This window comes from Variovorax sp. W2I14, assembly GCF_050435205.1.
Taxonomy (GTDB): Bacteria; Pseudomonadota; Gammaproteobacteria; order Burkholderiales; family Burkholderiaceae_C; genus Variovorax; species Variovorax paradoxus_C.
Window position 1 is genome coordinate 5,574,031 of the sequence record NZ_JBNDJX010000001.1, and the last position, 25,657, is coordinate 5,599,687.

General features: G+C 68.5%; 29 protein-coding genes. 17 read left to right on the forward strand and 12 right to left on the reverse strand.

Going from position 1 to position 25,657, the window contains the following annotated elements:
- Positions 1–44 precede the first annotated feature (44 nt).
- The 4 genes from QF040_RS26005 to QF040_RS26020 all read right to left on the reverse strand — a co-directional run bounded on the left by QF040_RS26005 (position 45) and on the right by QF040_RS26020 (position 3,236).
- Positions 45–485, reverse strand: a complete 441-nt coding sequence (locus QF040_RS26005) for an META domain-containing protein (protein WP_257863253.1) — start codon at positions 483–485, stop codon at positions 45–47.
- A gap of 65 nt (positions 486–550) precedes the next feature.
- Positions 551–1,840, reverse strand: coding sequence for a type II toxin-antitoxin system HipA family toxin (locus QF040_RS26010; protein ID WP_429614696.1), 1,290 nt, complete (start codon positions 1,838–1,840; stop codon positions 551–553).
- A 41-nt stretch (positions 1,841–1,881) separates the two neighbouring features.
- Positions 1,882–2,190, reverse strand: coding sequence for a helix-turn-helix domain-containing protein (locus QF040_RS26015; protein WP_013544157.1), 309 nt, complete (start codon positions 2,188–2,190; stop codon positions 1,882–1,884).
- A gap of 125 nt (positions 2,191–2,315) precedes the next feature.
- Positions 2,316–3,236 (reverse strand): tetratricopeptide repeat protein, encoded by a 921-nt coding sequence (locus tag QF040_RS26020; protein WP_429613414.1) that lies wholly within the window; start codon positions 3,234–3,236, stop codon positions 2,316–2,318.
- 36 nt (positions 3,237–3,272) lie between these two features.
- Between QF040_RS26020 and purE the strand changes: the two genes are divergently transcribed.
- From purE to QF040_RS26035, 3 genes are read left to right on the forward strand one after another with little or no spacing between them, the layout of a single operon-like run.
- Positions 3,273–3,824 (forward strand): 5-(carboxyamino)imidazole ribonucleotide mutase, encoded by a 552-nt coding sequence (gene purE, locus QF040_RS26025; RefSeq protein WP_429613415.1) that lies wholly within the window; start codon positions 3,273–3,275, stop codon positions 3,822–3,824.
- Positions 3,821–5,014, forward strand: coding sequence for a 5-(carboxyamino)imidazole ribonucleotide synthase (locus tag QF040_RS26030; protein ID WP_429613416.1), 1,194 nt, complete (start codon positions 3,821–3,823; stop codon positions 5,012–5,014). The genes purE and QF040_RS26030 overlap by 4 nt, the downstream gene beginning before the upstream one ends.
- Positions 5,011–6,012, forward strand: a complete 1,002-nt coding sequence (locus tag QF040_RS26035) for an L-threonylcarbamoyladenylate synthase (RefSeq protein ID WP_429613417.1) — start codon at positions 5,011–5,013, stop codon at positions 6,010–6,012. The genes QF040_RS26030 and QF040_RS26035 overlap by 4 nt, the downstream gene beginning before the upstream one ends.
- Before the next feature lie 98 nt (positions 6,013–6,110).
- Here the strand turns inward: QF040_RS26035 and QF040_RS26040 are convergent, their stop codons facing one another.
- The 3 genes from QF040_RS26040 to QF040_RS26050 all read right to left on the reverse strand — a co-directional run bounded on the left by QF040_RS26040 (position 6,111) and on the right by QF040_RS26050 (position 9,900).
- Entirely contained in the window at positions 6,111–7,694 is a 1,584-nt protein-coding gene (locus QF040_RS26040; RefSeq protein ID WP_429613418.1) for an alpha/beta hydrolase family protein, read from the reverse strand.
- A gap of 165 nt (positions 7,695–7,859) precedes the next feature.
- Positions 7,860–9,284 carry a D-alanyl-D-alanine carboxypeptidase/D-alanyl-D-alanine endopeptidase gene (gene dacB / locus QF040_RS26045; RefSeq protein WP_429613419.1) on the reverse strand — a complete coding sequence of 475 codons (1,425 nt, stop codon included), beginning with the start codon at positions 9,282–9,284 and terminating at the stop codon, positions 7,860–7,862.
- Between the two features lie 28 nt (positions 9,285–9,312).
- A complete protein-coding gene (locus QF040_RS26050) occupies positions 9,313–9,900 on the reverse strand; it encodes a GDP-mannose pyrophosphatase (RefSeq protein ID WP_429613420.1) in 588 nt (195 codons plus the stop codon).
- 86 nt (positions 9,901–9,986) lie between these two features.
- On the opposite strand from QF040_RS26050, the gene QF040_RS26055 reads away from it, so the two are divergent.
- The 5 genes from QF040_RS26055 to pyrF are packed head-to-tail and all read left to right on the forward strand — an operon-like array spanning position 9,987 to position 13,728.
- Complete coding sequence (locus QF040_RS26055) at positions 9,987–10,760, forward strand: DeoR/GlpR family DNA-binding transcription regulator (RefSeq protein ID WP_257863262.1); 774 nt, start codon at positions 9,987–9,989, stop codon at positions 10,758–10,760.
- A gap of 48 nt (positions 10,761–10,808) precedes the next feature.
- Positions 10,809–11,537 carry a tRNA (adenosine(37)-N6)-threonylcarbamoyltransferase complex dimerization subunit type 1 TsaB gene (tsaB, locus tag QF040_RS26060; protein ID WP_429613421.1) on the forward strand — a complete coding sequence of 243 codons (729 nt, stop codon included), beginning with the start codon at positions 10,809–10,811 and terminating at the stop codon, positions 11,535–11,537.
- A complete protein-coding gene (gene rimI, locus QF040_RS26065) occupies positions 11,534–12,076 on the forward strand; it encodes a ribosomal protein S18-alanine N-acetyltransferase (protein WP_429613422.1) in 543 nt (180 codons plus the stop codon). The genes tsaB and rimI overlap by 4 nt, the downstream gene beginning before the upstream one ends.
- Positions 12,076–12,876 (forward strand): uracil-DNA glycosylase family protein, encoded by an 801-nt coding sequence (locus tag QF040_RS26070; RefSeq protein ID WP_429613423.1) that lies wholly within the window; start codon positions 12,076–12,078, stop codon positions 12,874–12,876. The genes rimI and QF040_RS26070 overlap by 1 nt, the downstream gene beginning before the upstream one ends.
- Positions 12,877–12,903: 27 nt before the next feature.
- On the forward strand, positions 12,904–13,728 hold the full coding sequence (gene pyrF / locus QF040_RS26075) for an orotidine-5'-phosphate decarboxylase (RefSeq protein ID WP_429613424.1): 825 nt from the start codon (positions 12,904–12,906) through the stop codon (positions 13,726–13,728).
- Positions 13,729–13,732: 4 nt separating this feature from the next.
- Here pyrF and QF040_RS26080 read toward each other — a convergent pair whose 3' ends face one another.
- Positions 13,733–14,467, reverse strand: coding sequence for a helix-turn-helix domain-containing protein (locus tag QF040_RS26080; RefSeq protein ID WP_429613425.1), 735 nt, complete (start codon positions 14,465–14,467; stop codon positions 13,733–13,735).
- A 138-nt stretch (positions 14,468–14,605) separates the two neighbouring features.
- Between QF040_RS26080 and QF040_RS26085 the strand changes: the two genes are divergently transcribed.
- From QF040_RS26085 to QF040_RS26120, 8 genes are all read left to right on the forward strand, one after another.
- A complete protein-coding gene (locus QF040_RS26085; RefSeq protein ID WP_429613426.1) occupies positions 14,606–15,463 on the forward strand; it encodes a hypothetical protein in 858 nt (285 codons plus the stop codon).
- 14 nt (positions 15,464–15,477) lie between these two features.
- The gene (locus QF040_RS26090; RefSeq protein WP_429613427.1) at positions 15,478–17,433 is read left to right on the forward strand and encodes an MFS transporter; all 1,956 of its coding nucleotides are present in this window, start codon (positions 15,478–15,480) and stop codon (positions 17,431–17,433) included.
- Between the two features lie 117 nt (positions 17,434–17,550).
- On the forward strand, positions 17,551–18,048 hold the full coding sequence (locus tag QF040_RS26095) for a YiaA/YiaB family inner membrane protein (RefSeq protein WP_429613428.1): 498 nt from the start codon (positions 17,551–17,553) through the stop codon (positions 18,046–18,048).
- A 41-nt stretch (positions 18,049–18,089) separates the two neighbouring features.
- Entirely contained in the window at positions 18,090–18,548 is a 459-nt protein-coding gene (locus QF040_RS26100; RefSeq protein ID WP_429613429.1) for a hypothetical protein, read from the forward strand.
- Positions 18,545–19,327 (forward strand): DUF2145 domain-containing protein, encoded by a 783-nt coding sequence (locus QF040_RS26105; protein ID WP_429613430.1) that lies wholly within the window; start codon positions 18,545–18,547, stop codon positions 19,325–19,327. Before QF040_RS26100 ends, QF040_RS26105 begins: the two co-directional genes overlap by 4 nt.
- A gap of 4 nt (positions 19,328–19,331) precedes the next feature.
- Positions 19,332–20,792: an FAD-binding oxidoreductase gene (locus QF040_RS26110; RefSeq protein WP_429613431.1), complete on the forward strand. Its 1,461-nt coding sequence runs from the start codon at positions 19,332–19,334 to the stop codon at positions 20,790–20,792.
- A 38-nt stretch (positions 20,793–20,830) separates the two neighbouring features.
- Positions 20,831–21,895, forward strand: a complete 1,065-nt coding sequence (locus QF040_RS26115; protein WP_429613432.1) for a serine endopeptidase — start codon at positions 20,831–20,833, stop codon at positions 21,893–21,895.
- A gap of 183 nt (positions 21,896–22,078) precedes the next feature.
- Complete coding sequence (locus tag QF040_RS26120) at positions 22,079–22,456, forward strand: DUF3597 domain-containing protein (protein WP_013544137.1); 378 nt, start codon at positions 22,079–22,081, stop codon at positions 22,454–22,456.
- 75 nt (positions 22,457–22,531) lie between these two features.
- Here the strand turns inward: QF040_RS26120 and QF040_RS26125 are convergent, their stop codons facing one another.
- A complete protein-coding gene (locus QF040_RS26125; RefSeq protein ID WP_429613433.1) occupies positions 22,532–23,314 on the reverse strand; it encodes an SDR family NAD(P)-dependent oxidoreductase in 783 nt (260 codons plus the stop codon).
- Positions 23,315–23,457: 143 nt separating this feature from the next.
- Between QF040_RS26125 and QF040_RS26130 the strand changes: the two genes are divergently transcribed.
- On the forward strand, positions 23,458–23,832 hold the full coding sequence (locus tag QF040_RS26130; RefSeq protein ID WP_429613434.1) for a hypothetical protein: 375 nt from the start codon (positions 23,458–23,460) through the stop codon (positions 23,830–23,832).
- A gap of 20 nt (positions 23,833–23,852) precedes the next feature.
- Here the strand turns inward: QF040_RS26130 and tgt are convergent, their stop codons facing one another.
- From tgt to QF040_RS26145, 3 genes are read right to left on the reverse strand one after another with little or no spacing between them, the layout of a single operon-like run.
- Positions 23,853–25,046 (reverse strand): tRNA guanosine(34) transglycosylase Tgt, encoded by a 1,194-nt coding sequence (tgt, locus tag QF040_RS26135; protein ID WP_429613435.1) that lies wholly within the window; start codon positions 25,044–25,046, stop codon positions 23,853–23,855.
- Positions 25,046–25,441 carry a type II toxin-antitoxin system VapC family toxin gene (locus QF040_RS26140; protein WP_429613436.1) on the reverse strand — a complete coding sequence of 132 codons (396 nt, stop codon included), beginning with the start codon at positions 25,439–25,441 and terminating at the stop codon, positions 25,046–25,048. The genes tgt and QF040_RS26140 overlap by 1 nt, the downstream gene beginning before the upstream one ends.
- The gene (locus QF040_RS26145) at positions 25,441–25,647 is read right to left on the reverse strand and encodes an AbrB/MazE/SpoVT family DNA-binding domain-containing protein (protein WP_429613437.1); all 207 of its coding nucleotides are present in this window, start codon (positions 25,645–25,647) and stop codon (positions 25,441–25,443) included. The genes QF040_RS26140 and QF040_RS26145 overlap by 1 nt, the downstream gene beginning before the upstream one ends.
- Positions 25,648–25,657: the final 10 nt, after the last annotated feature.

The window sequence follows — 25,657 nt, forward strand, 5'->3', positions numbered from 1 at the left end:
AGGCTCGCGAACCTTCCGGTGATTCGAGCGGTGATGGGTGCAGGTCAGCGCCCCGTGCTGCTCAACGTCGCCACCGTCCGCCCACCGGCGTCGAGCAGCGCCAGCCGCCCCGGCGCAAGGCTGTAGCTCGTCGTGCTCTGCAGCGCCGAGAGGAACTGCGCCTCGTTGGCCCCGCGCACCGGGTCGGCGCAGGCCATGCGCGTGGAGGCCAGCTGCCCGATCTTCAACGTGATGCCGCTGCGGGTGAACGTGCCCGACACGCGATTGCATCCGCCCGATCCGCTCACGCGCCCGCTGCTGCGGTCGAACTGGATCTGCGCATCGCCGCCCGGCGCGATGGGCTCGTCGCCCAGCTGCGCGAGGCGCCACACCGGGCCTTCGATGGGTTCGTCCAGGCTGATGCCGCTCCCGCAGCCGGTCAAGGTGGTCAGCAGCGCGGCCGTTGCAAGCACGGGGAGCGCAATGTGGCGGGCGAAGGAACGCATGGCCAGTCTTTCCTTTTGAGAATCTGCAACAAGATGAAATCGGGCGCCATCGTATGCGACGCGGCTCAGCTCGCCAATGACGCCAGCGCCACGCCGCCCGCCAGCCGGGCCTCCACGCAGCGCCGCACGCTGGCCGGTGTGCCGTCCTGGGCGAGCAGCGCGGGCCATTCGGCTTGCGCCTGGCGCACCGTGTCGCGGGCAATCGCCATGAGCCGCGCCGGGCGCAGCAGGCCCGCCGAGCGCAGCAGGGCGTCGAGCGCCGGCCCGTCGAAGGCGCGCAGCTTGGCGTCGATCGCGCGGTTCACGCCGTAGTCGCCGGCCGGCACGTCCTCGAAGAAGGCCGCCACGCACACCGGGTCGTAGAGCGGCGCGAGCACCGGCGCCACGCCGTCGGGGTAGCGCAGCGCCCAGTTCTTCAGGTGGGCATCGCTGTTGCCCAGCAGGATGAACGCGACGATTCGGCGCACGCACTCGCGCACGTCCGCCACCGGATTGGGCGAGAGCCGGTCGAGCACGCGCAGCATCGCGGGCCAGTCGACCGCGAGCCCGCGGCCGTATTTCTGCCGGGGCTCGTACTGCAGCACTTGCGCGAACTCTTCCATGTGGATGCGCCCGCCTTCCGGCGTGCGGTCGAAGCGGCGCACCGCGAGGATCTGCTCGAAGCGCACCTGCTCGGGCAGGTCGGCGTCGGCGCGGCCGATCACGCTGGCTTCGGCGCAATCGAGGCCCAGCGCGCCGCACAGGCGGTAGCCGGTGAATTCGTTGTCGACCAGGTCCGGGTGCCGCGTGCTCGGCAGCTTGAGGATGAAGGAGCCCGCGGCCCCGTGGCGCCGCACCACGTAGCGCCGCCCGTCCTGCACGGCTGAGAACTTGGTCACCACGCCGGGGATGGCGGCGGCGTCTTCCACGGGCATTTCGACGAAGCCGGGCTCCAGCACGTCCAGGCCGAGTGCCGTGTGCCAGTGGCGCACGGTGTCGGGAATGCCTTCGGCCGTCGGCACCGGCTCGACCTCGAGCGCGCCCATCAGGTCGTGGCCGGCTGCGGCCAGCAACTCGAACTCGTCGTCGGCCGCGCAGCCGCGCTGCTGCGCGAGGCGTTCGCGGTTGTGGCCCTCGGGCAGCAGGTTCTGGAAGTAGCTCGGCCAGTGGCCGTCGCTGCGCGAGACGCGGGTGTCGCGCGCCGAGGCCAGGATCGCGCGGGTCGCGGCTTCATCCGCACCGCGGTAGGCGAGCGAGAGCGTCGGCCGGCCAGGGTCGGCGATGTACGCCTCGTCGAACGACACGCGCAGGATGTCGCCGTACTGCGAGAGATAGCCGATGGCGCGCCGCCCGCCGTCTGGCGCATGCAGATGCATCCGCAGGTAGCGGATGCCGGTGTTGAACGCGGCGCTCGTACTCACCGGCTCTCGTCAGCCAGGCTCTGCGCAATAGACGGCGGTGCGCCCACGCCCGCCGGCTGGCCGAGCAGGCGGCCGCCCGAGCGCACGAAGTCCTCGAGCTGCGGGCGCAGGGTGGCGGGCACGGGCATCAATTCGAGCCCCAGCACGCGCGCCATTTCGAGCAGCGTCGACAGGCGCGGATCGATCTGGCCGCTTTCGATGCGCTGCACCGTCATGCGCGAAAGGCCTGCCTGTGTGGCCAGTGCCTCCTGGCTCAGGCCGCCGGCCTTGCGGGCTTTTTCGAGTTCTTCGGTGAGTTGGAGCATTGGCGTACGCTTTTTCTTTAAATTGAGTAGCAATGCTATCTATTTAGGGATGAGCAAGCAATAAAAAAGCGACCCAAGGGTCGCTTTTTCAATTCAATGCGCATCAAGCTGCGCATTTTGTGTTTTCAGCTCAGTACCACGCTGCTGAGCCGGCGGCGGTAGGTGGCCACGACCGGGTCGTCCGGCGGAATCTGTCCGTCGGCCACCTTCACCTTCGGCGGCTCGATCACATCGAGGATCGCGATGTAGGTCTTGCGGGCGAGGTCTTCACTCCAGGTCTTGTCGCGCATGAGGATGTCGAGCAGTTCGTCCATCGCGTCGGTCCATCGCTGTTCGGCCATCAGGAGGCGGGCGCGGCCGAAGCGGGCCTCGAAGTCGCGCTTGTTGGCGGCGATCTTCGCGTCGAACTCGGCGATCGCGGGTGCGGCTCCGGTGACGGGGGCCGCGAAATCGATGGCGTCCATCCAGCGCTGCAGCGAGTCGAAGCGGCGCACGAGCGTGGTCTTGGCGATCACCGGTGCAAAAGCGACCTTGGCATCGTCGACGCGGCCTTCCTGCAGCAAGAGCTTGATGTAGTCGAAGCGGGCGTCGTCGTTGGCCGGATCGGTGGCCACCGCGTGCTGCAGCTTCTCGAGCGCGCCCTCCGTGTCGCCCTCGGCCAGCGCTTCCTGCGCGGCGGCTTCTTCCGAAGCGGCTTCGGCCTCGTCGGCGCCGGGCACGTGCTTGTCGAGGAATTCGCGGATCTTCTCGGCCGGAATGGCGCCGACGAAGCCGTCCACCGGCTGGCCGTCCTTGAACATCACGCAGAACGGGATGCTGCGCACACCGAACATCTCGGAGAGTTGCGACGAAATCTGCGGCACCTTGTCGGCGTCGAGCTTGGCCAGGGTGAAGCGGCCGGCGTACTCGACCTCGAGCTTTTCGAGCACCGGACCGAGCTGTTTGCAGGGGCCGCACCATTCGGCCCAGATGTCCAGCAGCACCGGCGCGGCGACGGAGCCTTCGATCAGCTCGGCCTGGAAATTTTCGAGAGTGATGTCGATCATCGGAACCAACTGGGGGTGAAACGTAAAATTGAAACCATGAACGAAACCATTCAGGTCGGTGTAGTGATGGGCTCGAGCTCCGATTGGGAGACGATGCGCAACGCGGTCGAGATTCTCCAGCAATTCGGAATCGGGCACGAAGCAAAGGTGGTCTCGGCCCACCGGATGCCCGATGCGCTGTTCGCGTACGCCGAAAGCGCCGCCGGGCGCGGGCTCACCGCGATCATCGCGGGAGCGGGCGGCGCGGCCCACCTGCCGGGCATGCTGGCCTCCAAAACCACGGTGCCGGTGCTCGGCGTGCCGGTGGCCAGCCGCCACCTGCAGGGCGTCGATTCCCTCTACAGCATCGTGCAGATGCCCAAGGGCGTGCCGGTGGCCACCTTCGCGATCGGCAATGCCGGCGCGGCCAACGCGGCGCTGTTCGCGGTGGCGATGCTGGCGGTGAACAACCCGGCGCTCCGCGCAAAGCTCGACGCCTTCCGCACGGCCCAGACCGCCGCTGCCGAAGCCATGACGCTGCCATCGGCCCCTGCCGGCGAAGCGCCCGCCGTTTCTCCTTTCTCGCCGCAAGGCGGAGGTGCCCTGTGACCCAGAACGGCGACCTGCCCATCCTCCCGGGCGCCACGCTCGGCGTGCTCGGGGGCGGCCAACTGGGTCGCATGTTCGCGCATGCCGCCCAGCGCATGGGCTACTTCACGGCGGTGCTCGACCCTGATGCCGACAGCCCCGCCGGCCGGGTGAGCCATCACCACATCCACAGCGACTACGCCGATGTCGACGGCCTCGCCCGCCTCGCCGGCCTCGCCGATGCGGTGACGACCGAGTTCGAGAACGTGCCTGCGCCTTCGCTCGAGCACCTGGCCGTGGCACGCCCGGTATCGCCGGCCGCCTCGGCCATCGCCATCGCGCAGGACCGCATCGCCGAGAAGGCCCACTTCACCCGCTGCGGCGTGCCCTGCGCGCCCTACGCGGCCATCGAGACGGCCGCCCAGCTCGCCGCCATCGAAGACCACCTCCTGCCCGGCATCCTGAAGACCGCGCGCCTCGGCTACGACGGCAAGGGCCAGCAGCGCGTGAAAACGCGCGCCGAACTGGTCGAAGCCTGGCAGGCCACCGGCTGCGTGCCCTGCGTGCTCGAGAAGCTGCTGCCGCTCGAATTCGAATGCTCGGTGATCCTCGCGCGCGGCCGCGACGGGCAGATCGTGCATTTCCCGGCCCAGCGCAATCTGCACCGCGACGGCATCCTGGCCGTCACCGAGGTGCATGCGCTGAACATGCCCAAGACGGTGGCGCAGGGCGCGGTCAATTCCGCGAAAAGCATCGCCAACGGCCTGGGCTATGTCGGCGTGCTGTGCGTCGAGTTCTTCGCGCTGGCCGACGGTTCGCTGGTGGTCAACGAAATGGCCCCGCGCCCGCACAACAGCGGCCACTACACGATGGAAGCCTGCGACGTGTCGCAGTTCGAGCTGCAGGTGCGCACCCTCGCCGGCCTGCCGCTCGCGCCGCCGCGCCAGCACAGCCCCGCGATCATGCTGAACCTGCTGGGCGACCTGTGGTTCACCTCGGGCGAAGAGAAACCCGTTTCGCCGCGCTGGAGCGACGTGCTCGCGCTGCCCGGCGTGCACCTGCACCTCTACGGAAAGATCGAGCCGCGGCCCGGCCGCAAGATGGGCCACCTGACCCTCACCGGCGCCACGCTGGAGAGCGTGCGCGCCAACGCCTCGCAGGCTGCCCAGCTGCTGGGACTGCCGCCGGTGGAAGTGACCGGCCTCGCATGATCCTCGACGGCCAATCCCCCGAGGCCATCGCCGAGGCGGTGCGCGTGCTGCGCGCGGGCGGGTTGGTCGCCTTCCCGACCGAGACCGTCTACGGCCTGGGTGCCGACGCGAGCAGCGACACGGCCGTGGCAGGGATCTTCAAGGCCAAGGGGCGGCCCGCCGACCATCCGCTGATCGTTCACGTCGCAGCCGGCATGAAGGGCACCGAGGCGCTCTCGCGCTTCGCCCAGCCGCTGCCGCTCTTCGCGCAGAAGCTGGTGCAGGCGTTCTGGCCCGGTCCGCTCACGCTGATCGTCACGCGCCAGCCCGGCGTGGGCGCGGCGGCCGCGGGCGGGCAGGACACCATCGGCCTGCGCTGCCCCTCGCACCCCGTGGCGCAGGCGCTGCTCGAAGCCTGCGCCGAGCAGGGCGTGCCGGGCGTCGCCGGGCCGAGCGCCAACCGCTTCGGCCGCGTGAGCCCGACCACCGCCCAGCATGTGTACGAGGAGTTCGGCGAGGCGGTGCCAGTGATCGACGGCGGCGCCTGCGAGGTCGGCATCGAGTCGACCATCGTCGACTGCAGCCGCGGTGCGCCCGTGCTGCTGCGCCCTGGCCTCATCACGCGCGCGCAGATCGAAGCGGCCTGCGGCGAAAAGCTCAGCGACCGCGACGTGCTCGAAACCCCCGACCCGCGCGCCTCGGGCACGCTCGAGGCGCACTACGCGCCGAATGCCAAGGTGCGGTTGATGGATGCGAAGGCGCTGCAGACCGGGCTCGACGTGCTCGGCGCCAATGCCGCGCACATCGCCGTCTGGTCGCGCACCAGCCTGCGCTGCCGTTCGCAGCGCGTGCTGCAGCGGCGCATGCCCGACGACGCGGCGGCCAGCGCGCACCAGCTGTTCGCGGTGCTGCGCGAGTTCGACGCGCAGGGCGTCAAGCTGATCTGGGTCGAGACGCCGCCCGATACGCCCGAGTGGGAAGGCGTGCGCGACCGGCTCCAGCGAGCCTCGGCCGCCTGATCCGGAACACCGAGGAACCGGCCTGGCCGGCCCTCAGGCGTTGCCCCCGGCAGGAGGAAGGCGCGCGATACGAAGTGCGCGCAGCCTGAGGACTAGCCTCAACCCCCGGCGGCCAGCACACCCTGGAAGAACCCGCGCGCTGCCGCCAGGCAGAACGGCGGCGCCAGCGTGCCGTGGTACGCGGCCGTGACCGCGCGTGCCTTGTCGGCGTTGCTGCCCGGCGTGTTCTGCGCGAGCGTGCCCTTGGCCTGCGCGAAGCCGGCGCGGGCGGCCGAGTAGGCGTCGGTCGCGCCCGAGTCCTCCAGGTCCACCACCGCCAATGCCGAAGCCGGCATGCCCTTCGCGCGGAAGTAGCCCGCCGTGGCGCGGGTGCTGACGAAGTTCACCGTCGGGTCGTTGGCGCCGCCGCACATCAGCACCGGCCGGGTCGGCACCCAGTTGCGCAGGTCGTTGGCCAGCGCCGCCTTGCGAAAGCCCGTCGAGGGGCTGCAACTGAGCGGTGACGTCGAGCTCAGCGATGCCGCCGTCGCGGGCAGCGCGTTGCCGGGGCAGGGGTTGGACTGGACATCGCCGGCCGCCTGCGTGAGGTAGCTCTGGCGCACCAGGTTGTTGGCACCGTAGAAGATCGACAGGTCGGGGCTCACCGGCCCCGGCGTCGCATTGGCCGGGAACAGCGCGAGCTGCGGCAGCTTGCCGCTGGAGAACAGCGTGTCGGGCGTCGCGCTCGGCAGCAGGGTGTCGATGCCGGTGGCGTATTGCGCTTCGTACACGTCGCCGGTGGCGTTGTAGACGTTGCCGAACTGCTGCTGCCAACTGGTCGAGAGCAGCGGCACGAAGAGCGTCGCGCCCAGCGCCGGCCAGCCCTGGAAGGTGTAGTCGGTCAAGAGGCTGATGGCCGAGGGCGCCGACAGCGGCGCCGAGGCCGTCACCGTCCTGCCCGTGGCCTGCATCTCGCGGTGCGCCGCCATCGCCACGTAGCCGCCCTGCGAATAGCCGGTGATGAAGAGCGAGCCCGCATCGTTCGCATCGATGCCCGAGAAGGTCTTGCGCGCGGCCGTGAGCGCATCGACCATGTCCTTGCCCTGCTGGTCGCCGTTCAGGTACGGGTGATAGGCGAGCGTCGACTTGTCGTAGCCCGCGTAGTTGGGCGCCACCACGATATAGCCCTGGGCTGCGAGCATGGCGGCGACCACCACGCCCTCGCCGGCGGCGGCCTGGTTGATGTCGGTCCACTTGGCGAGGTTGTAGTCGCGCGCGGCGTTCGTGCCGTGGGCGTAGAGCACCACCGGCCGCGCGCCATTGCAGGCCACGTCGGTGCCCGAGGGCACCATGATCGCGGCCGTGGCGGTGGTGGCTTCGCCCTTGCCGCCGACGGTGCGGTATTCGAGGTAGCGCGTGTCGATGCCGCACTTGGGCGTGCCCGCGACCTGCAGCAGCGCGCGGCCCTTGTCGTCGGCGCCGAGCAGCGTCTTGAATTGGTCGACCGACAGCCGCGTGACCTGCGCGGGCGGATTGGTGATGACCGAGCCGCGCCCGGTGTCGGTGACGGGCGGCGGGAAGCCGACCCCGATGCCGCCTCCATCTCCGCCGCCTCCGCAGGCTGCGAGCAGCAGCGTGACGCCGGCAAGGGCCGCCGTCCTGTGCAGCGGGGTGGTGGGTCGTTGTGGTTGCGGCTTGTTCAAGGCGTGTCTCCTGCTGTGTCGCTGTGGCGCTGTATCGCTGAGTGTTGAACCGAACGAGCGTCCGATTCTGGGCAGCGCCATGGCCGCGCGCAAGCGGCCTACACCTACAGAAGTTTTCAGTACAAGGCTGGCCGAAGTCGCGGCAAGGCAACCCTTTGTCGTCGGTCAGTTGTCCTGAGAAGCCCAGTCGACCAGCGCGTCGAACGCGGCGCGCGTGGCGCCTGCGTTCTCGCCGTTGGCGATGGCCACCAGCACATAGCGCCGGCCGCTCGCGCCGTGCACGTAGCCGGCCACGCCCGAGGCGTCGCGCAGCGTGCCGGTCTTCAGGTGCGCGGCACCGCCCGAGCGCAGCGCGCGCTTCTTCAGCGTGCCATCGACGCCCGAGGCGGGCAGCGAGGACATCAGCTCCGGCATCACCGGCGAGCGCCATGCCACCTGCAGCATCTTGCCGAGCGCGGCGGCGCTGATGCGCTCGTCGCGCGACAGGCCCGAGCCGTTCTCGAACACCGGCTGCGCCTCGCCGGTGCCGATGCGGTCGCGCCACCACTGGCCCAGCGCGCTGCGCGAGGCCTCGAAGGTGCCGCGGTTCTTCTGCGTGAGGCCGATGGTCAGAAACACCTGCTGCGCCATCACGTTGTTGCTGTACTTGTTGATGTCGCGGATCACCTCCGCGAGCGGCGGCGAGCCGAATTCGAAGGCCGGCTTCAGGTTCGCGGGCACGCGGCCTTCGCGCATCTGGCCGCCGACGCGCCCGCCCATCTCGGCCCACATGCCGCCGATGGCGCGCAGGCTGTAGGTGCGCGGATCGCCGTACGCCACGGCCCAGCTCTTCTCGCCGCAGGAAGCCGGGAAGCCGCCGTTGAAGCGGATGCGGTTGACGTCGCTGAAGTCGGTCTTGAGCGCGGTGCGCCAGTCGCCGCATTCGCCGGGCACGAGCGGCACGGTGGCCGGCATCGCCACGCTCGCGAGCGGCGGCTCGTAGCTCACGCGTGCGATCTGCCCCGCGCGGTCGGGCGCGAAGGTCATGTTGACCGACTTGAAGTTGATGAGAAGCGCATCCGGCGACGCGTTGTAGGGCCGCAGCGGCTCGCCGTCGAAGGCGCTCGGGTCGTTCTCGGCCGTGTTCTCGAAGGCGCTGCGGTCGATCACGATGTCACCGCTCACCGTGGTGATGCCCAGGCCCTGCACGTGGCGCAGCATCAGCCACACGCGTTCGAGCACCAGCTTCGGATCGCCCTGGCCCTTGATGTAGAGGTTGCCGTCGAGCACGCCGTTGTTCACCGTGCCCTCGATGTATACCGGCGTGTTCCAGCTGTAGGCGGGGCCGAGCAGGTCGAGCGCCGCGTAGGTGGTGACCAGCTTCATCATCGATGCCGGGTTCACCGGCACCTGCGAGCGCCAGGCCAGGCGCGGCGGGCGGGTGCCGTCGGCATCGACCACCAGCATCGTCACCGTTTCGCGCGACACCTTGGCGCGCGCCAGGGCGGCTTCGACGCCGGTGGGAAGGGCCTGCTGGGCGAAGGCACTGGCCGAAACCAGCGTGGCAAGGGAGACGAAGAGGGACGGGATCAGGCGGGTGGCGAAAGGCATCGGGCGATTATCCCGATCAGGTTCACAACTACGCCGCAGCGAAGACGTGCAGCTTCGCGTGGTACAGCAGCATCACCGTCTTGGCGTCGGCGATGCGGCCGTCCGCCACCATCGCGAGCGCCTCGTCGATGCCCAGTTCGAGCACCTCGATGTCCTCGCCCTCCTCGGCCAGCCCGCCGCCGCTGCCGATGCGCATCGCGGGCTCGTAGGGCGCGATGAAGAAGTGCAGCTTCTCGGTCACCGAGCCCGGGCTCATGAAGCTCTCGAAGATCTTCTGCACCGTGCCGAGGCGGTAGCCGAGTTCTTCCTCGACCTCGGCGCGGATGCGCTCTTCGGGCGCCGCGTCGTCGAGCAGGCCCGCGGCAGCCTCGATCAGCAGGTCGTCGTGCCCGTTGACGAAGGCCGGGTAGCGGAACTGCCGCGTCAGGAGCACCGTGCGCTGCGCGAGGTTGTAGGGCAGGAGCGTCGCGCCGTTGCCGCGGTCGTAGGTCTCGCGGTCCATGCGCTGCCATTGGCCGTCGTTGCGCCGCCACTCGAAGCGGGTGGTCTTGAGCGTGTACCAGTTGTCGGATAGGAGGGTGACTTCGTGCACCCGGACGCGGTCATGAATGGTCATGGGCGGCGAGCATAGGCGTGAATGCAAATTCGTGCAATAACAAGAAAATTCGTGCAGAAATCGTGCAGCCCGACTACCATCGGCCGATGCTCACCCGCCAGCGCAAGCAACACATCCTCTCGGTCCTGCAGCGCGACGGCAATGTCGTCGCCAAGTCGCTCAGCGAAGAACTCGCGCTCTCCGAAGACACCATCCGGCGCGACCTGCGCGAGCTGGCGGCCGAAGGGCTGTTGCAGCGCGTGCACGGCGGCGCGCTGCCCATTGCGCCGGCCGACACCGATTTCGCAAGCCGCCAGCAGCTCGCGCCCGACGAGAAGGTGGCCATCGGCCGCGCCGCCGCGCGCCTGGTGAAGCCGGGGCAGGTGGTCTTCATCGACGGCGGCACCACGGCCGTGCAGCTCGCGCGCCACCTGCCCAGGAACCTGCAGGCGACGGTGGTGACGCACAGCCCCTCGGTGGCGATCGAGCTGGTGTCGCACACGCAGCTGGAGGTGGTGCTGATCGGCGGGCGCCTGTTCAAGCATTCGCTGGTGGCGGTGGGCGCCGCGGCCATGGGCGCGATTGCGCGGGTTCACGCCGACACGTACTTCATGGGCGTTGCCGGCGTGCATGCCGAGGCCGGGCTGACCACCGGCGACATCGAGGAGGCCGAGATCAAGCGCGCGCTGATGGCCGCGTCCGCCGAGACGGTGGTGCTGGCCTCGTCCGAAAAGCTCGGCGTCGCGTCGGCCTGGGTGATCAACCCCGTTACTGCGGCGACGAGCTTGCTGGTATCGCCGGACGCGCCCGCCAAGGCGCTGGCGCCGCTGCGCAAGGCCGGGCTCGCGATCCTGCGCAGCGACGATCCGGGTGCCGGCTGATACATCCCCGCGCGGACATCGCCTCGGGGCGCCCTCGATAATCGGGGGATGCCCACTGCGTCCCGCCTCCTCGCCTTCGACACCAGCACCGAGCACCTGTCGGTGGCCGTGCAGAACGGCGAGCAACTGCTCGCACACAGCGGCGCAGGCGGCGCGCAGGCCTCGACCACGCTGCTGCCGCTGATCCAGCAATTGCTGGCCGATGCCGGGCTGGCGCTGGGCGATCTCGATGCGATCGTCTTCGGCCGCGGACCGGGTTCTTTCACCGGCTTGCGCACCGCCTGCTCGGTGGCGCAGGGCCTGGCCTTCGGTGCCGACGTGCCGCTGCTGCCGGTCGACACGCTGCTGGCCGTGGCCGAGGAGGCGCGTCACGCCTTCGGCGCCCGGCAGGTGGTCGCCGTGCTCGACGCGCGCATGGACCAGCTCTACGCCGCGCGCTACGACTTCGATGCCGCTGGTCCGCTTGGCGGCGACGACGAGCCGCTGCTGCTCTCGCCGGAAGCAGTCGAAGTGCCCGCCGGCTGGTCGGTCGCCGGCAATGCCTTCGCCGCCTACGGCCCGCGCCTGGCGCCGGCCACTGCCCGCCACGAAGTGCTGCCGACCGCCACCGCGATGCTGCGGCTGGCGCCCGCGTTGCTCGCGGCCGGGCGGATCGTGCCAGCCGCGCAGGCCTGGCCGCTCTATGTTCGCGATAAAGTGGCGCAAACCACCGAGGAGCGCGCCGCCATCAAGGCTGCTGCTGCTGTTGCCACCGTTACGCCACCGACCACCGCATGAGCGCTGTCCTCCAGCCCGTCGAAGCCCGCCTCGAACCGCTCACGATCGAGCGGATCGACGCCGTCTGCGCGGTCGAGCAGACGGCCTACACGCACCCCTGGACGCGCGCGAACTTCACCGATTCGATGGCCGTCGGCTATCACTGCCAGTGCCTGCTGGCACCTGGCCTCGCAGAGGGCGTGACCTCGCCGGTCACCAGCCTGGGCGAGACGCTCATCGGCTATTTCGTCGCCATGAAGGGCGTGGACGAGGTGCATCTGCTCAACATCACCGTGGCGCCGGCCTTCCAGCGCCAGGGCTGGGCGCCGCTGATGCTGGAGGCGCTCACCGGCTGGTCGCGCGCCGAGGGCGCGCAGTGGCTCTGGCTGGAGGTGCGCGAGAGCAACCGGCGCGCACTGGAGATTTATGCGCGCCAGGGTTTTCGCAGCGTCGGCGTGCGCAAGGGCTACTACCCGGCGTTCGAAGGCAAGCGCGAAGACGCGGTCGTGATGAGTTTGCGTTTGAATGAAACAGGCTCCGCCTGGGGAGCCCTGAAGTAATGACCGCCGTGCAGACACTGAAGCTCGATGCGCGCCAGCGCGCGATGCTCGACGAGATGGGGGTGAAGGTCTGGTGGCCCGTTCCTCAGGCGGCCGAAATGGTCGAGGCTGCGCCGGTCGTTGAAGAAGCGGTCGCGGCGGCGCCGGAACCGGTCGCCGAGCGGTACGTGGCGGAAGCGCCGGTCGCCGCACCGGCGCCTGCGCCCGTCGCAAGGCCCGTGGCGGCGCCCGCGCCGGTTGCACGCCCTGCGGTGACGCCAACGCAAGGCGCCGCCGTGCTTGTCGAAGCGCCCTGCCGTCTCTATGCCGACGCGGCCGAAGCCCCGGCCTCCCCGCAAGGCGGCTGGCTCGTCGTGGCCGACATGCCCCCCGAGGCCGACGGCCGCCACGGCGAGCCTTTCTCGGGCGATGCCGGCCGGCTGCTCGACAACATGCTGCGTGCCCTGAAGCTGCACGACGGCAGGATACCGGTGCACCTCATGCGCACGCACCGCGGCGTGGCCGCCGGCCAGCCCGGCAGCCCGCGCCAGATGGACGAAGCCTTCGCGGAGCACGCCGCTGCGCTGGCGCCGAGCGTCGTGCTGGCGATGGGCCCACTGGCCGCGCAAAGCCTGATGCAGAGCGGCGACCCGCTCGGCAAGCTGCGTGGTCGCGCGGTGCCGCTCGCGTCGGTCAATGGCGTGCCGGTGGTGGCGACTTATCACCCGGCGTACCTGCTGCGAAACCCCGCCGACAAGGCGCGCGCCTGGGCCGACCTGTGCCTTGCCGCGGAACAGCAAACGCCGTCGAAGCAGGACTGACGAATGGGGTCCTTAAAATCGGCCCCCATGACTTTTCTCGACAAGCTGGCCGCCGCACAGCAAAAAAACGGTTCGTTGCTCTGCGTGGGGCTCGATCCCGAGCCGGCCAGGTTTCCCGGGGGATACAAGGACGACGCCGGCAGCATCTATGACTTCTGCGCGCGCATCGTCGACGCGACGGCCGACCTGGTCATCGCCTTCAAGCCGCAGATCGCCTACTTCGCCGCGCACCGCGCCGAAGCCCAGCTCGAAAAACTCATGGAGCACATGCGCCGCAACGCGCCCCACGTGCCGGTGATCCTTGATGCCAAGCGCGGCGACATCGGCTCGACCGCCGAGCAATACGCCATCGAAGCCTTCGAGCGCTACGGCGCCGACGCGGTGACGCTCTCGCCCTTCATGGGCTTCGACTCGGTGGCGCCGTACCTCAAGCACGAAGGCAAGGGTGCCTTCCTGCTGTGCCGCACCAGCAACCCGGGGGGCGCCGACCTGCAGGGCCAGCGGCTGGCGGACATCGAAGGCCAGCCCTTCCTCTACGAACACGTCGCCAAGCTGGCACAAGGGCCGTGGAACCTCAACGGCCAGCTCGGCCTCGTGGTGGGCGCGACCTACCCGGCGGAAATCGAGCGGGTGCGTGAACTCGCACCGACGGTGCCGCTGCTGATTCCGGGCGTCGGCGCCCAGGGCGGCGATGCGGTCGCCACGGTGCGCGCCGGCTGGCGGGCTGATGCGCCGATCATCGTGAACTCGTCGCGAGCGATCATCTACGCCTCGTCGGGCGAAGACTTCGCCGATGCGGCGAAGAACGCCGCGCGCGCCACCCGCGACGCGCTCGAAGCCGCCAAGCCCTGAGCCGTCAAGCCCGGCGCAGGCGGGTGAAGAGCTCGAACTCCCAATTGCGCATCCCCAGCAGCAGCGTGTAGCCCTCGCGGTCCTTGGCCGACAGCTTCTGGTCGGTCTGGTGCTGCTGCGCGAAGTCCTGCGCCACGCGCTGCAGGCGCTCCAGGAAGGCCGGCGCCAGCGAGCGGCTGATGGAGCCGTGCACCAGCAGCAGACCCTCGGCCGGGCCGTCGAAGCCGCCGCGGTAGTAGTCGAGCACCACGTTCTCGCGGAAGAACTCCATCACCGGGCCGTGCGGCCGCCAGCGGAAGGTTTTCGCGAGCTTCAGGCGATACCGGTTGAGCGGGCGCAGCTCGATGATGCCGATGCGGTCCAGTTGCGCGAGGCAGCCGATGCACTCGGCCTCGCTGATGCGGTAGGCCGCCACGATCTGCTCCAGCGTCCATTGGCTCAGCACGCTGATGGCCACCAGCAGCAGCTTCTTGTCCTTGACCACCGCCTTTTCCTGCTCCTGCGTCAGTTCCTTGAGCAGCGGCTGGGCGTCGGCCACGCGCCGGGCGAGTTCGGCGAAATCGATCTTCAGGGCCCGGCAGATGGCGTCGACGCGCGACAGCGGCATGTCGCTCTTGGCCAGCATCCGCTTGACGCTGGATTCGGCCATGTCGAGCGACCGGGCCAGGTCGGCATAGGTCATGCGGGCGTTCTTGAGTTCGTTCTTGAGGGCGAGTACGAGGTCGACGGTGGTGCTCATGAGGGGTGCGGGGCGCTGGGTGGGTATTAGAAAAGGATACCGTTGGGTGTGAAATAGTGCCTCGTATCGATTCTCGATGCCGCCAGAGAGGCTGGCAACTAAATTCCGCGGCTCGTTACCCACCCACCGAGGTCCGCCATGCTCCTGCCCACTTTCAGCCGCCGTGAACGCGCCCTGCTCTTCACCTTCGCGCTGCTCACGCTGCTCGCCTTCTTCGGCCCCGCGCTGCCGGCTGCCGACGTGGCATTCGCCTCGGTCTTCGCGGACAACCGGGCCTGGCACGGGCTGCCGAATGCGATGGACGTGCTGAGCAACCTGCCGTTCGTGGTCATCGGCTTCCTCGGGCTGTACCGCCTGAACCGGATCGACCGCTCGCACCAGGAGGCGCTGGCCGAATTTCCGCTCGCGCCGCCCGCCAGCGATCCGCCGGACAACACCCTGGACTGCGCCTGGCTCTTCTTCGCCGGCCTGATCGCCACCGCCGCCGGCTCGGCCTTCTATCACCTGATGCCCGATGCCCCCCGGCTCGCGGCGGACCGCGCCGGCATGGCGGTGGCCTTTGCCGGACTGATCGGCATCGCGGTGTGCGAACGGGTGAGCCAGCGCGCCGGCTGGCCGGCCGCGTGGTTCATCCTGACGGCGGGCCTGCTGGCGGCGGAGGTGTCGCAGGAAACCGGCAACGTCATGCCCTGGGCGCTGGTGCAGTTCGGCGGCATGGCGCTGGTGCTCACCCTGGCGCTGGCCGCGCCGATGCGCGGCGCGGTGGGGCTCAAGCTGGGCTGGGTGATCTTCTTCTACGCACTGGCCAAGGCCTTCGAGATGGGCGACCGGCAGATCTACGAAGCGACGCAGCACCTGGTCTCCGGCCACACGCTCAAGCACCTGACCGCGGCGCTGGCCGGCCTGCCGGTTCTGCTGGCGCTCAGGTCGCTCGAGAAGGGCTGGCAAGCGGACCTGCTGCGGCACAATCCCGACGCAGCCGCTATCACGGCCTGAGGAGAATTCTTCGAATGACAACCCCCGCCGCTGCCGCCACTTCCGTGGCGCCTCACGAAGCGAACGCCCACGCCAACCAGTTCGCCTTGCTCAAGCAGCGGCGCTTCGCGCCTTTCTTCTGGACCCAGTTCGCGGGCGCGGCGAACGACAACCTCTTCAAGTTCGCCTTCACCGTCATGGTGACCTACCAGCTGCAGCTCAGCTGGATGCCGCCGGCCATGGCGGGCCTGGCGATCGGCGCGCTGTTCATCCTGCCCTTCCTGCTGTTCTCGGCCACGGCCGGGCAGCTCACCGACAAGTTCGACAAGACGAAGATGATCCGCTTCGTCAAGAACCTGGAGATCGCGATCATGCTGATCGCGGCCTGGGGCTTCGTCACCGGCAATGCGGTGGTGCTGCTGGGCTGCGTGTTCCTCATGGGACTGCACTCCACGCTGTTCGGGCCGGTCAAGTTCGCCTACCTGCCGCAGGTGCTCGATTCGCGCGAGCTCACCGGCGGCAACGGCATGGTCGAGATGGGCACCTTCGTGGCCATCCTGCTCGGCCAGGTGGCGGGCGGCCTCCTGGTGGCGGTGCCGCAGATCGGCCACACGAGCGTGGCCGTGGCCTGCGTGCTGCTCGCGTTGCTCGGCCGGGGCGTGGCACAGGCCATTCCGCAGGCGCCGGCCACCGACCCGGGGCTGGTCATCAACTGGAACCCCTTCAGCGAAACCTGGCGCAACCTGAAGCTCGCGCACGGCAACGTGGTGGTGTTCCGCTCGCTGCTGGGCATTTCGTGGATGTGGTTCTTCGGCGCGGTGTTCCTGAGCCAGTTCCCCAGCTTCGCCAAGGAGGTGCTGCATGGCGACGAGCAGGTCGCCTCGCTGCTGCTGGTGGTGTTCTCGATCGGCATCGGCGTCGGCTCGCTGCTGTGCGAGACGCTGAGCCGCCGACAGGTGGAAATCGGCCTCGTGCCGCTGGGCGCCATCGGCATGAGCGTGTTCGCGATCGACCTGTACTTCGCCTCGCGCGCGCTGCCGAAGGTGGCCGAGATGGGCCTGGGCGCCTTCGTGCACCAGCCCGCGCACTGGCGCGTGATGGCCGATCTCGGGCTGCTGTCGCTGTTCGCGGGGCTCTACAGCGTGCCGATGTACGCGCTCATCCAACTGCGCAGCCAGCCCACGCACCGGGCGCGGATCATCGCGGCGAACAACATCCTCAATGCGCTGTTCATGATCGGCAGCTCGGTCATCGCGGGCGCGCTGCTGGGCGCGGGCTTCACGATTCCGCAGATATTTTTGTTCACCGGCATCGCCAACGCGGTGGTGGCGTTCTACATCTTCATGCTGGTACCCGAGTACCTGCTGCGCTTCGTGGCCTGGGTGCTGTCGCGCTTCGTCTACCGCTTCGAGATCAAGGGTGACGAGCACATTCCCACCGAAGGCGCGGCCGTGCTGGTGTGCAACCACGTGAGCTTCATCGACGCGGTGCTGCTGATGGCGGCGAGCCCGCGGCCCATTCGCTTCATCATGGACCACCGCATCTTCAAGGTGCCGGTGCTCGGCTGGCTGTTCAAGCTGGCCAAGGCGATCCCGATCGCGCCGCAGAAGGAAGACCCGGTGGCCTACGAAGCGGCCTTCGCCAAGGCGTTGGCAGTGCTGCGCGAAGGCGACCTGCTCGCGATCTTCCCCGAGGGCGCGATCACGCGCGACGGCACGCTGCAGCCCTTCAAGGGCGGCGTGATGAAGATCGTGGAGAGCGCGCGCGCCGAAGGCATCGAACCGCCGGTGATCCCGATGGCGCTGACCAACCTCTGGGGCTCGTACTTCAGCCGCATCGAACTGCGCGGCGGCGAGCAGGTGGCCATGGCCAAACCTTTCCGCCGCGGCTTCTACAGCCGCGTGGGCCTCAACGTCGGCCTGCCGGTGCCGCCGGTCGAGGTGCAGCCCGAGGCGCTGCAGCAGCGCGTGAGCGGGTTGCTCGCGGCCTGAAAAGTATCCCGTTGAGATACCTGTGGCGGCTCAAACCGCCACTGGTAGAAGCATCCGAGTCCCGCGGTGCGGTGGCGAACCATCATTCGCCCACCTTCACAACGCCGCGAGGCACTCATGCAACCCTTCTCGTCCACCACCGTTTCGATCCAGCGTGACACGCGGGCCTGGCAGTTCCAGGTCTGGGCGTCGTTCGCAGTCGCCGTCTTCCTCTGCGCCACCGGCTTGAGCTGGCTGCCGGGCGAGACGCTGGACCGGGCGTTCATGGTGATGGGCTACGTGTTCTGCCTGAGCACCGCCTTCATGCTGGCGAAGTTCATCCGCGACAACCAGCAGGCCGAAGGCACCACCAGTCGCGACGTGCCGATGTGGCGCCTTGTGGTCTGGGGCAGCTTCTTCACCGCGATGGGGCTGACGGGCTGGGGCCTCGTCCGCATGGAGATCAACGATGCCTACAAGGCCTTCCTGGGCGTGAGCTGGCTGTTCCTCATCAGCTCGGTCTTCACGCTGGCCAAGACGCTGCGCGACCGCCACGAAGCCGACCTGATCGACTCGCGACTGCAAGGCCGCCGCGCCGCCCGCCAGGAGGCTGCTGCTTCCGCCTCGGCCGAATGAGCCGCTGTATTCCACCCACCGTCAACCAACGAAAGAACGTCATGAAAAAGTCGATTGCCACGCTTGCTCTCGTTGTCTGCACCGCGTTCGCGGGTGTCGCGGCGCCGCTCCACGCACAGGCCCAGAGCGATGCTTCGGTCGCGCTCTCGCTGCTGCCGGTCGCCTCGGTGATCGGCGCGGCGTCCGTCGTCGGCGCTTCCGCGACGGCGGTGGTCGCGGTGCCCACGGCGCTGTCGGTGGGCGGCTCGACGCTCGCGGTGGTCGCCGTCGAAGCATCGGCCGACGGCACCGTCTATGTGTTGGAACGCGCGTCGGACGGCGCACGCGCCAGCGTCAAGGTGATGGGGCGCGCCGCCAACGGTGCGGCCGCATCGGTCGGCACGGCGGTCCTGGTCAGCGTGATCGGCAGCGGTGTCGTGCTCTCGGCCGCGGGCGAGGTGCTGGCCTTCGTGCCGAACGCCATCGGCCGCGCGCTGTTGCACAACGAGAGGCTGTCATGACGCGCGCGCTTGTGGTGTGCCTGCTTGCGTTCGCGGCGCTCCAGGCGCAGGCCGGCCGTTCGTGCGAGCAGGTCAAGCCGAGTCCGGCGCTCATCGTCAAGGGCATGCAACTGGCCGAGCGCACCTCGCAGCAGCTCGACGCGAGCGGCGCCCGTGTCGTGCTGCTGGCGCGTGCGGGGCAGGACCTGAGCAAGTACGGCCTGCGCTACTCGCACCTGGGCATCGCCTACAAGACCGACGAGGGTCCGTGGCGCGTGGTGCACAAACTCAACCAGTGCGGCACCGCGGTGGCTGCGGTCTATCGGCAGGGGCTGGGCGAGTTCTTCCTCGACGACCTGTGGCGCTACGAGGCCGCCTGGGTCGTACCCACGCCGCAGGTGCAGACGCAGTTGCTGGCGGCGCTCGACGAGTCGCCTTCGCGCATCGTTCGGCTCAACGTGGCGCCCTACAGCATCGTGAGCTACGCATGGGGACAGAAGTACCAGCAGTCGAACCAATGGGCTGTCGAGACGCTGGCCGCCGCCATGGAGCCCGCCACCATCAACAACCGCGCGCAGGCGCAGGCGTGGATGCAGTTCAAGGGCTATGAGCCGACCACGCTGAAGCTCGGCCCGCTGACCCGCCTCGGCGGCCGCGTGGGCTCGGCCAACATCGCCTTCGACGATCACCCGAACGAGAAGCGGTTTTCGGACCGCATCGAGACGGTGACTGTCGATTCGGTCTTCGCGTGGATGCCGCGCGCGGGACTGGGGGCGGCACCGGTGGCGTTCAAGCTGTAAGTCCGTGGGCAAGCGAGCACACGAATCGACGGCGCGCGGCGACGACATCCTGTTGTCGCGGCGTACGCTGCTCACGGCCGCGATGGCCGGCGCGGGCCTGTTGCTCGTGGCGCCCGCGAGGGTTCATGCGGCAACGCCGCTTCTCATCGAGAACGCGTCGCGCCTCTACACCGTGGAGGTGGCCCGCATCGTCGCGCCCCGTTCGTGCGAGGAGCTGCGCCGTGCGGTGCGCGACTGGTCGGGTGCCATTGCCGTTGGCGGCGGCTGCTATTCGATGGGCGGGCAGGTGGCGATCGCGCAGGGCCTGCACGTCGACATGCGCCAGATGAACAAGCTGGTGTGGCTGCGACCCGACGCGAAGACGGTGCGCGTCGAAGCCGGCATGCGCTGGCGCGACCTCCAGGACCACATCGACGGCCACCAGCTCTCGGTGCGGACCATGCAGAGCTTTGCCAACTTCACCATCGGCGGGGCGGTGTCGGTCAATGCGCACGGGCGTTACGTCGGCCACGGGCCGGTCGGGCATTCGGTGCGCGCGCTGCAGCTGGTACTGGCAGATGGCCAGGTCGTGGAAGCCGACCGCCAGACGCGCCCCGAATTGTTCCGCGCGGCAATCGGTGGCTACGGCGCCATCGGCGTGATCACTGAAGTGGAACTCGACCTGGACGACAACGCGCGCATCGAGCAGCGCATGACCAGGATGCCGCTGCGCGACTACCCCGCGTGGTTCGAGCGCGAGGTACGGCCGCCGGCGAAAGCCTGCCTGCTGCACAACGCCGACTTGCTGCCGCCCGCTTTCGACGAAGCCTGGGCCACTAACTGGTGCGTCACGGACAAGCCGGTGACGGTGCCCGATCGAATGATTCCGCAAGATCGCACCTATCGCATGGAACAGAGCTTGCTGTGGGCCGTGTCGGAGCTGCCGAACGGCGACGCGCTGCAGCGCAAGTACGTCCGGCCGGCGCTCCTCGGCAAGTCCGAGGTGGCCTGGCGCAACCACGAGGCGAGCCTGGATGTGCGCATGCTGGAGCCGGCCAGCCGCCGCGCCTCGACCTACGTGCTCCAGGAGTACTTCATTCCCGTGGCGCAGTGCCTCGCCTTTGCCGCCGACATGGCGCAGGTCATCCGCACGCATGGTGCGAAGGTGCTCAACGTGTCGATCCGGCATTCACCGCGCGACGAGGTCTCGATGCTGCCGTGGGCCCGCGAGGAGGTGTTCTCCTTCGTCGTCTACTACAAGCAGGGCACGGAGACGGCGGCGCGGGAGGCCGTGGGCGCGTGGACGCGCGACATGATCGACGCCGCGTTGAAGCATGGCGGTACTTACTACCTGCCCTATCAATTGCATGCGAGCACGGCGCAGTTCGCAGCCGCCTATCCGCAGGCCGAGGCTTTTCGCGCGGTGAAGCGCACGGTGGACCCACAAGGGCGGCTGAGCAACTCACTCTGGCAGCGGTACCTCTGAACATGAATCCCGATGGGAAGAACAAGGAGCAACAAGAAATGAGCAAGTCATTGCGCCTGTCCGAAAAATGGTTCCGCCGCGGGCTCTGGCTCGTGGCGCTGGTGTTCGCGAGCTTCCTGATAGGCCTGGGCAGCACGGTCGTCGGCGACCTGCCGCAGGTCGAGCGCGTGCGCGTTATCGACGACTTCATCGACCTGCCCGCGGCCGAACCGCTGCGCGACACCATCAAGACCTCGGAAGCCGCGGAGCTTCAGGCTTCACGCGACCTCGACCAGATCCGCCTGCAGCAGAGCGCCGCGCAGCAGGCCAGCGCCAATGCGCGCGAGACCTTCGGCAACTGGATCGCCACCCGCCGCGCCACCGCGCAGCCCGAGCAGGACACCGAGCTCATCGCGCGCACCAAGGCGCTGGATGCGTTCAAGCAGAAGGAAGACGCCGTCCAGCGCCAGGTCAACGCGCAGCAAAAGATCATGCTCGACGCGCGCCAAGCCGAGCAGCGCGCCCGCACGACGCTCGCGGAATTGGAGCGCGATGCGCAGGTGAAGCTCGATGCCGAGTACCGGCGCATCGAGCTGCGGGTGTTCGCCTACCGCCTCGCGCTCACGCTGCCGCTGCTGGCCGTGGCCGGCTGGCTGTTCGCGAAAAAGCGCAAGAGCACCTACTGGCCGTTTGTCTGGGGCTTCATCTTCTTCGCGCTGTTCGCGTTCTTCGTGGAGCTGGTGCCATATCTGCCGAGCTACGGCGGCTATGTGCGCTACGTGGTGGGCATCTCGCTCACCGTGCTCGTGGGACGCTACGCCATCGTGGCGCTCAACGCCTACCTGGCGCGCCAGAAGCTCGCCGAACAGCAGCCCGACCAAGTGCGCCGCGAAGAGCTGAGCTACGACGTCGCGCTCGCGCGGCTCGGCAAGGGCGTATGCCCGGGCTGCGAACGGCCGGTCGACCTGAAGAACGGCGAGATCGATTTCTGCCCGCACTGCGGCATCGGCCTGTTCGACCACTGCGGCCAGTGCGAATCGCGCAAGAGCGCGTTCTCGAAGTTTTGCCACGCCTGCGGCACCTCGGCACATGCGGTGCCCGGTGGCGGCACGGCGGCGGCCTGAGAGGGCGCGGAGGCACTGCATCTTTCCGCCACGAGCGGGTATTCCGCACGCTGCGTGGCCAACTTTGGCGAAGCTGTCGCCGCAAAGTGTTAGAACCTTGGCCTGCGCTGCATTTCGCACGCAGCCGGCGTTCACTTTCATGCGTCGCCCGGCCTCCACCACACACGACGAGGACCTCCTTCCATGAGCTTTTTCGGCAAGATTTTTTCCAAGATTTTTCCGTCGGCCAACGCCGCTGAAGTCGTCGCCGCACCGCCGGCGCCTGCACCGGGCGCACCGGCCGTTGCGGCACCACCGCCCTCGATCCCGCTGGGCGACGTGCCGGCGATCCTGGACGCAATGCCTGGTGCCGCCAGCCTGAACTGGCGCACCTCGATCGTCGACCTGCTCAAGTTGCTGGGCCTGGACAGCAGCCTCGCCGCGCGCAAGGAGCTGGCCAGCGAAATTCTCTACAGCGACGGCGAGCCGGGTTCGGCCGAATGGAACATCGGCCTGCACAAGCAGGTGATGACCCGCATCGCAGCCAATGGCGGCACGCTGCCAGCCGAACTGCGCGACTGATCGCCCTTCGGGTCGCTCAAAGCAAAAAGCCCGGCACTGCCGGGCTTTTTGCTTTGAAGGGAACGGCGAAAGGCTTCAGATCCAGCCGGCGTCCACCACGTAATCCTGCGCGGTGCACATCCGCGAATCGTCGGCGGCCAGGAACAGCGCCATCGCTGCGATGTCCTCGGCCATCACGCGGCCCGGCAGGCACTGGGCCGCATCGATCTCGGCGGCGGATTCGGGCTTCACCCACAGCTTGATTTGCCGCTCGGTCATCACCCAGCCCGGCATGATCGTGTTGACCCGGATGTTCTGCTTGCCGAGGTCGCGCGCCAGCGAGCGCGTGAGGCCGCGCACACCCGCCTTGCACGCTTGATAGACCGGGTAGCCACGCCCTTTCATCATCCAGCTGATCGAGCCGAAGTTGATGATCGAGCCGCCGCCCAGTGCGCGCATGTCCTCGGCCACGGCCTGTGCGGCAAAGAACTGATGCTTGATGTTCACGGCAACGAGGCGGTCGAAGTCCTCGCTGGTCACGTCGGCCATCTCGTGGCGCCGGTCGTTGGCCGCGTTGTTCAGCAGCACGCCGATGGGCCCGAAGCGCGCCCGAACACCGGCGATGGTCGCGGCCAGCGCGGCAGTGTCGGTCACGTCGCAGGCGGCGAACAGCGCGGGCGTCTCGCCCTGCAGCTCAGCGGCCAGCGCCGTGCCGGCGACCGTGTCGAGGTCGCAGAAACCGACCTTGGCGCCCTGCGCGTGGAAGGCCCGCACCAGCGATTCGCCGATGCCGCTGGCACCGCCGGAGATGAAGACAGTGCGCCCGGCGAGCGACGGATAGCGGGCGGTGTAGGGAGAGGTTGAGGTGGCTGTGGTCATGGGAATGAAGACGACGGCGATGAAGATGGAAACAGGCCACGAGCGTACCGGATGCCGCCGCCATGGGGGAAACGCGGGCTTCCGCCCGGCGTATGGCTTCCGGCCTGTGGGCAGGAGGGCGTGGCGTGGATAGGCTTGCCGACATGAACTCCTTCCACCGCCGCGCCCTCGTCAGCTTTGCGCTTCTGCCGGCCTTCATCGTGGCGCGGCAGGTGCGCGCCCAGGCGGGGACGGCACCGGTGCTGCTGTTCAAGGTGGTCTCGCCGCGCGACGATGTCGTCGTGGGCATCGAGTCGGCCCAACTCGGCGCTGGCACGACACCGCCCGTGCAGCGCCTGGCCGCGATGCTGGCCGACAAGGGCCAGCTCACGCTCTGGCAGTACGCCTCCCAGCACGGCGAGGGCGGCGCGCTGGTGCAGGCGCCGCTGCGGCAGATCGTCGTCTTCAAGAACGACCTGCTGCGCATCGAGCCCTACACCACGCCGCTCGCGATCAAGCCGCCGGGCGTCGCGAAGTAGGGCGCGGACCAGCCCGCCGGCTAGACGCCGCGCGCTCGCTCGGCCTTGAACCGTGCGCGGAATTCCGTGAACGTGCCCGCATCGAGCGCCGCGCGGATTTCGGTCATCAGGTTCAGGTAGTAGTGCAGGTTGTGGATGGTGCACAGCATCGGCCCGAGCATTTCGCCGCAGCGGTCCAGGTGGTGCAGGTACGCGCGGCTGAAGCCTTCGCGGCCGCCGTCGTTCCACGACACGCCCGGGCTACCGGAGGGGCCTCTTGGTGCGCCGGCGCAGGCGTAGCAGGTGCAACTTGGGTCCACCGGCTGGGGGTCGCTCTTGTGGCGGGCGTTGCGCATCTTCAGGTCGCCGAAGCGCGTGAACATCGTGCCGTTGCGCGCATTGCGGGTCGGCATCACGCAGTCGAACATGTCCACGCCGTCGGCCACGCCTTGCACCAGGTCTTCGGGCGTGCCCACGCCCATCAGATAGCGCGGCTTGTTCGCGGGCAGCCGGTGCGGCGTGTGGCCCATGATGTGCAGCATCTCTTCCTTGGGCTCGCCCACGCTCACGCCGCCGATGGCGTAGCCGGGGAAGTCCATGTCGACCAGCGCCGCGAGCGACTCCTCGCGCAGGTTCTCGAACATGCCCCCCTGCACGATGCCGAAGAGCGCGTTGGGGTTCTCGAGCCGCGCGAACTCGCTCTGGCAGCGCTTGGCCCAGCGCAGGCTCAGCTCCATCGAGATGCGCGCCTCGGCCTCGGTCGTGATATGGCCCTTGGTGTCGTAGGGCGTGCACTCGTCGAACTGCATCACGATGTCGCTGTTCAGGATGGTCTGGATCTGCATCGAAACCTCGGGCGTGAGGAACAGCTTGTCGCCGTTGACGGGCGAGGCGAACTTCACGCCCTCCTCGCTGATCTTGCGCATCGCGCCCAGCGACCACACCTGGAAGCCGCCCGAGTCTGTGAGGATGGGCTTGTTCCACTTCTCGAACTGGTGCAGCCCGCCGAAGCTGGCCATCACGTCCAGGCCCGGGCGCATCCAGAGGTGGAAGGTGTTGCCCAGGATGATCTGCGCGCCCATCTCTTCCAGGCTGCGCGGCATCACGCCCTTGACGGTGCCGTAGGTGCCCACGGGCATGAAGATCGGCGTCTGCACCTTGCCGTGATTGAGCGTGAGCGTGGCGCGGCGCGCGTGGCTGTCGGGGTCGGTCTTGAGGAGTTCGAAGTTCAGCATCAGGGCTTGGAGAAGTACTTGACGCCGGGCAGTCCGTCGAAATGGGCGTCCTGGGTCCAGAGTGTGGCGCTGCGCGACAGCGCCGTGGCATAGATCAGGCTATCGGCAAAAGGCAGTCCGTTGTCGGCCGCACCCAGGCACAAGGCGGCATCGAGTTCCACCACCTCGCCCTGTTGCATGTAGGCTGCGGCACGCGAAGCGATGGAGGCCTCGCGGATGCGGCGCAGGGTCTTGTAAACCTCATACAAGGTCACGACCGGAACGACAAGCAGGCTGGGATCGGCTGCGGCAGCCTGATAGAGCTTTGCGCGGTCCGTGGCGCCGAAGACTTCGAGCCAGCAAGACGAATCCAGAACCAAAGGTCCGACGGGTGCCTTGATAGAAGTGCGCGCCATCAGAACCGCTCGGGATCGTCGAGGATGTCCGTCGGAATGCCGCGCAACTCGGACTGCAATTCCTCCAGTGTCGGGACGGGGATCAGTTCGATGGCTTTGCCGTGTCGCACGACGCTGAATCGCGCGCCCGGCTCGATGGCCATCTGCTCGCGGATAGCTTGCGGGATGACCACCTGGAATTTGGATGAAACAGTGACGGTTGGCATATCGATACCT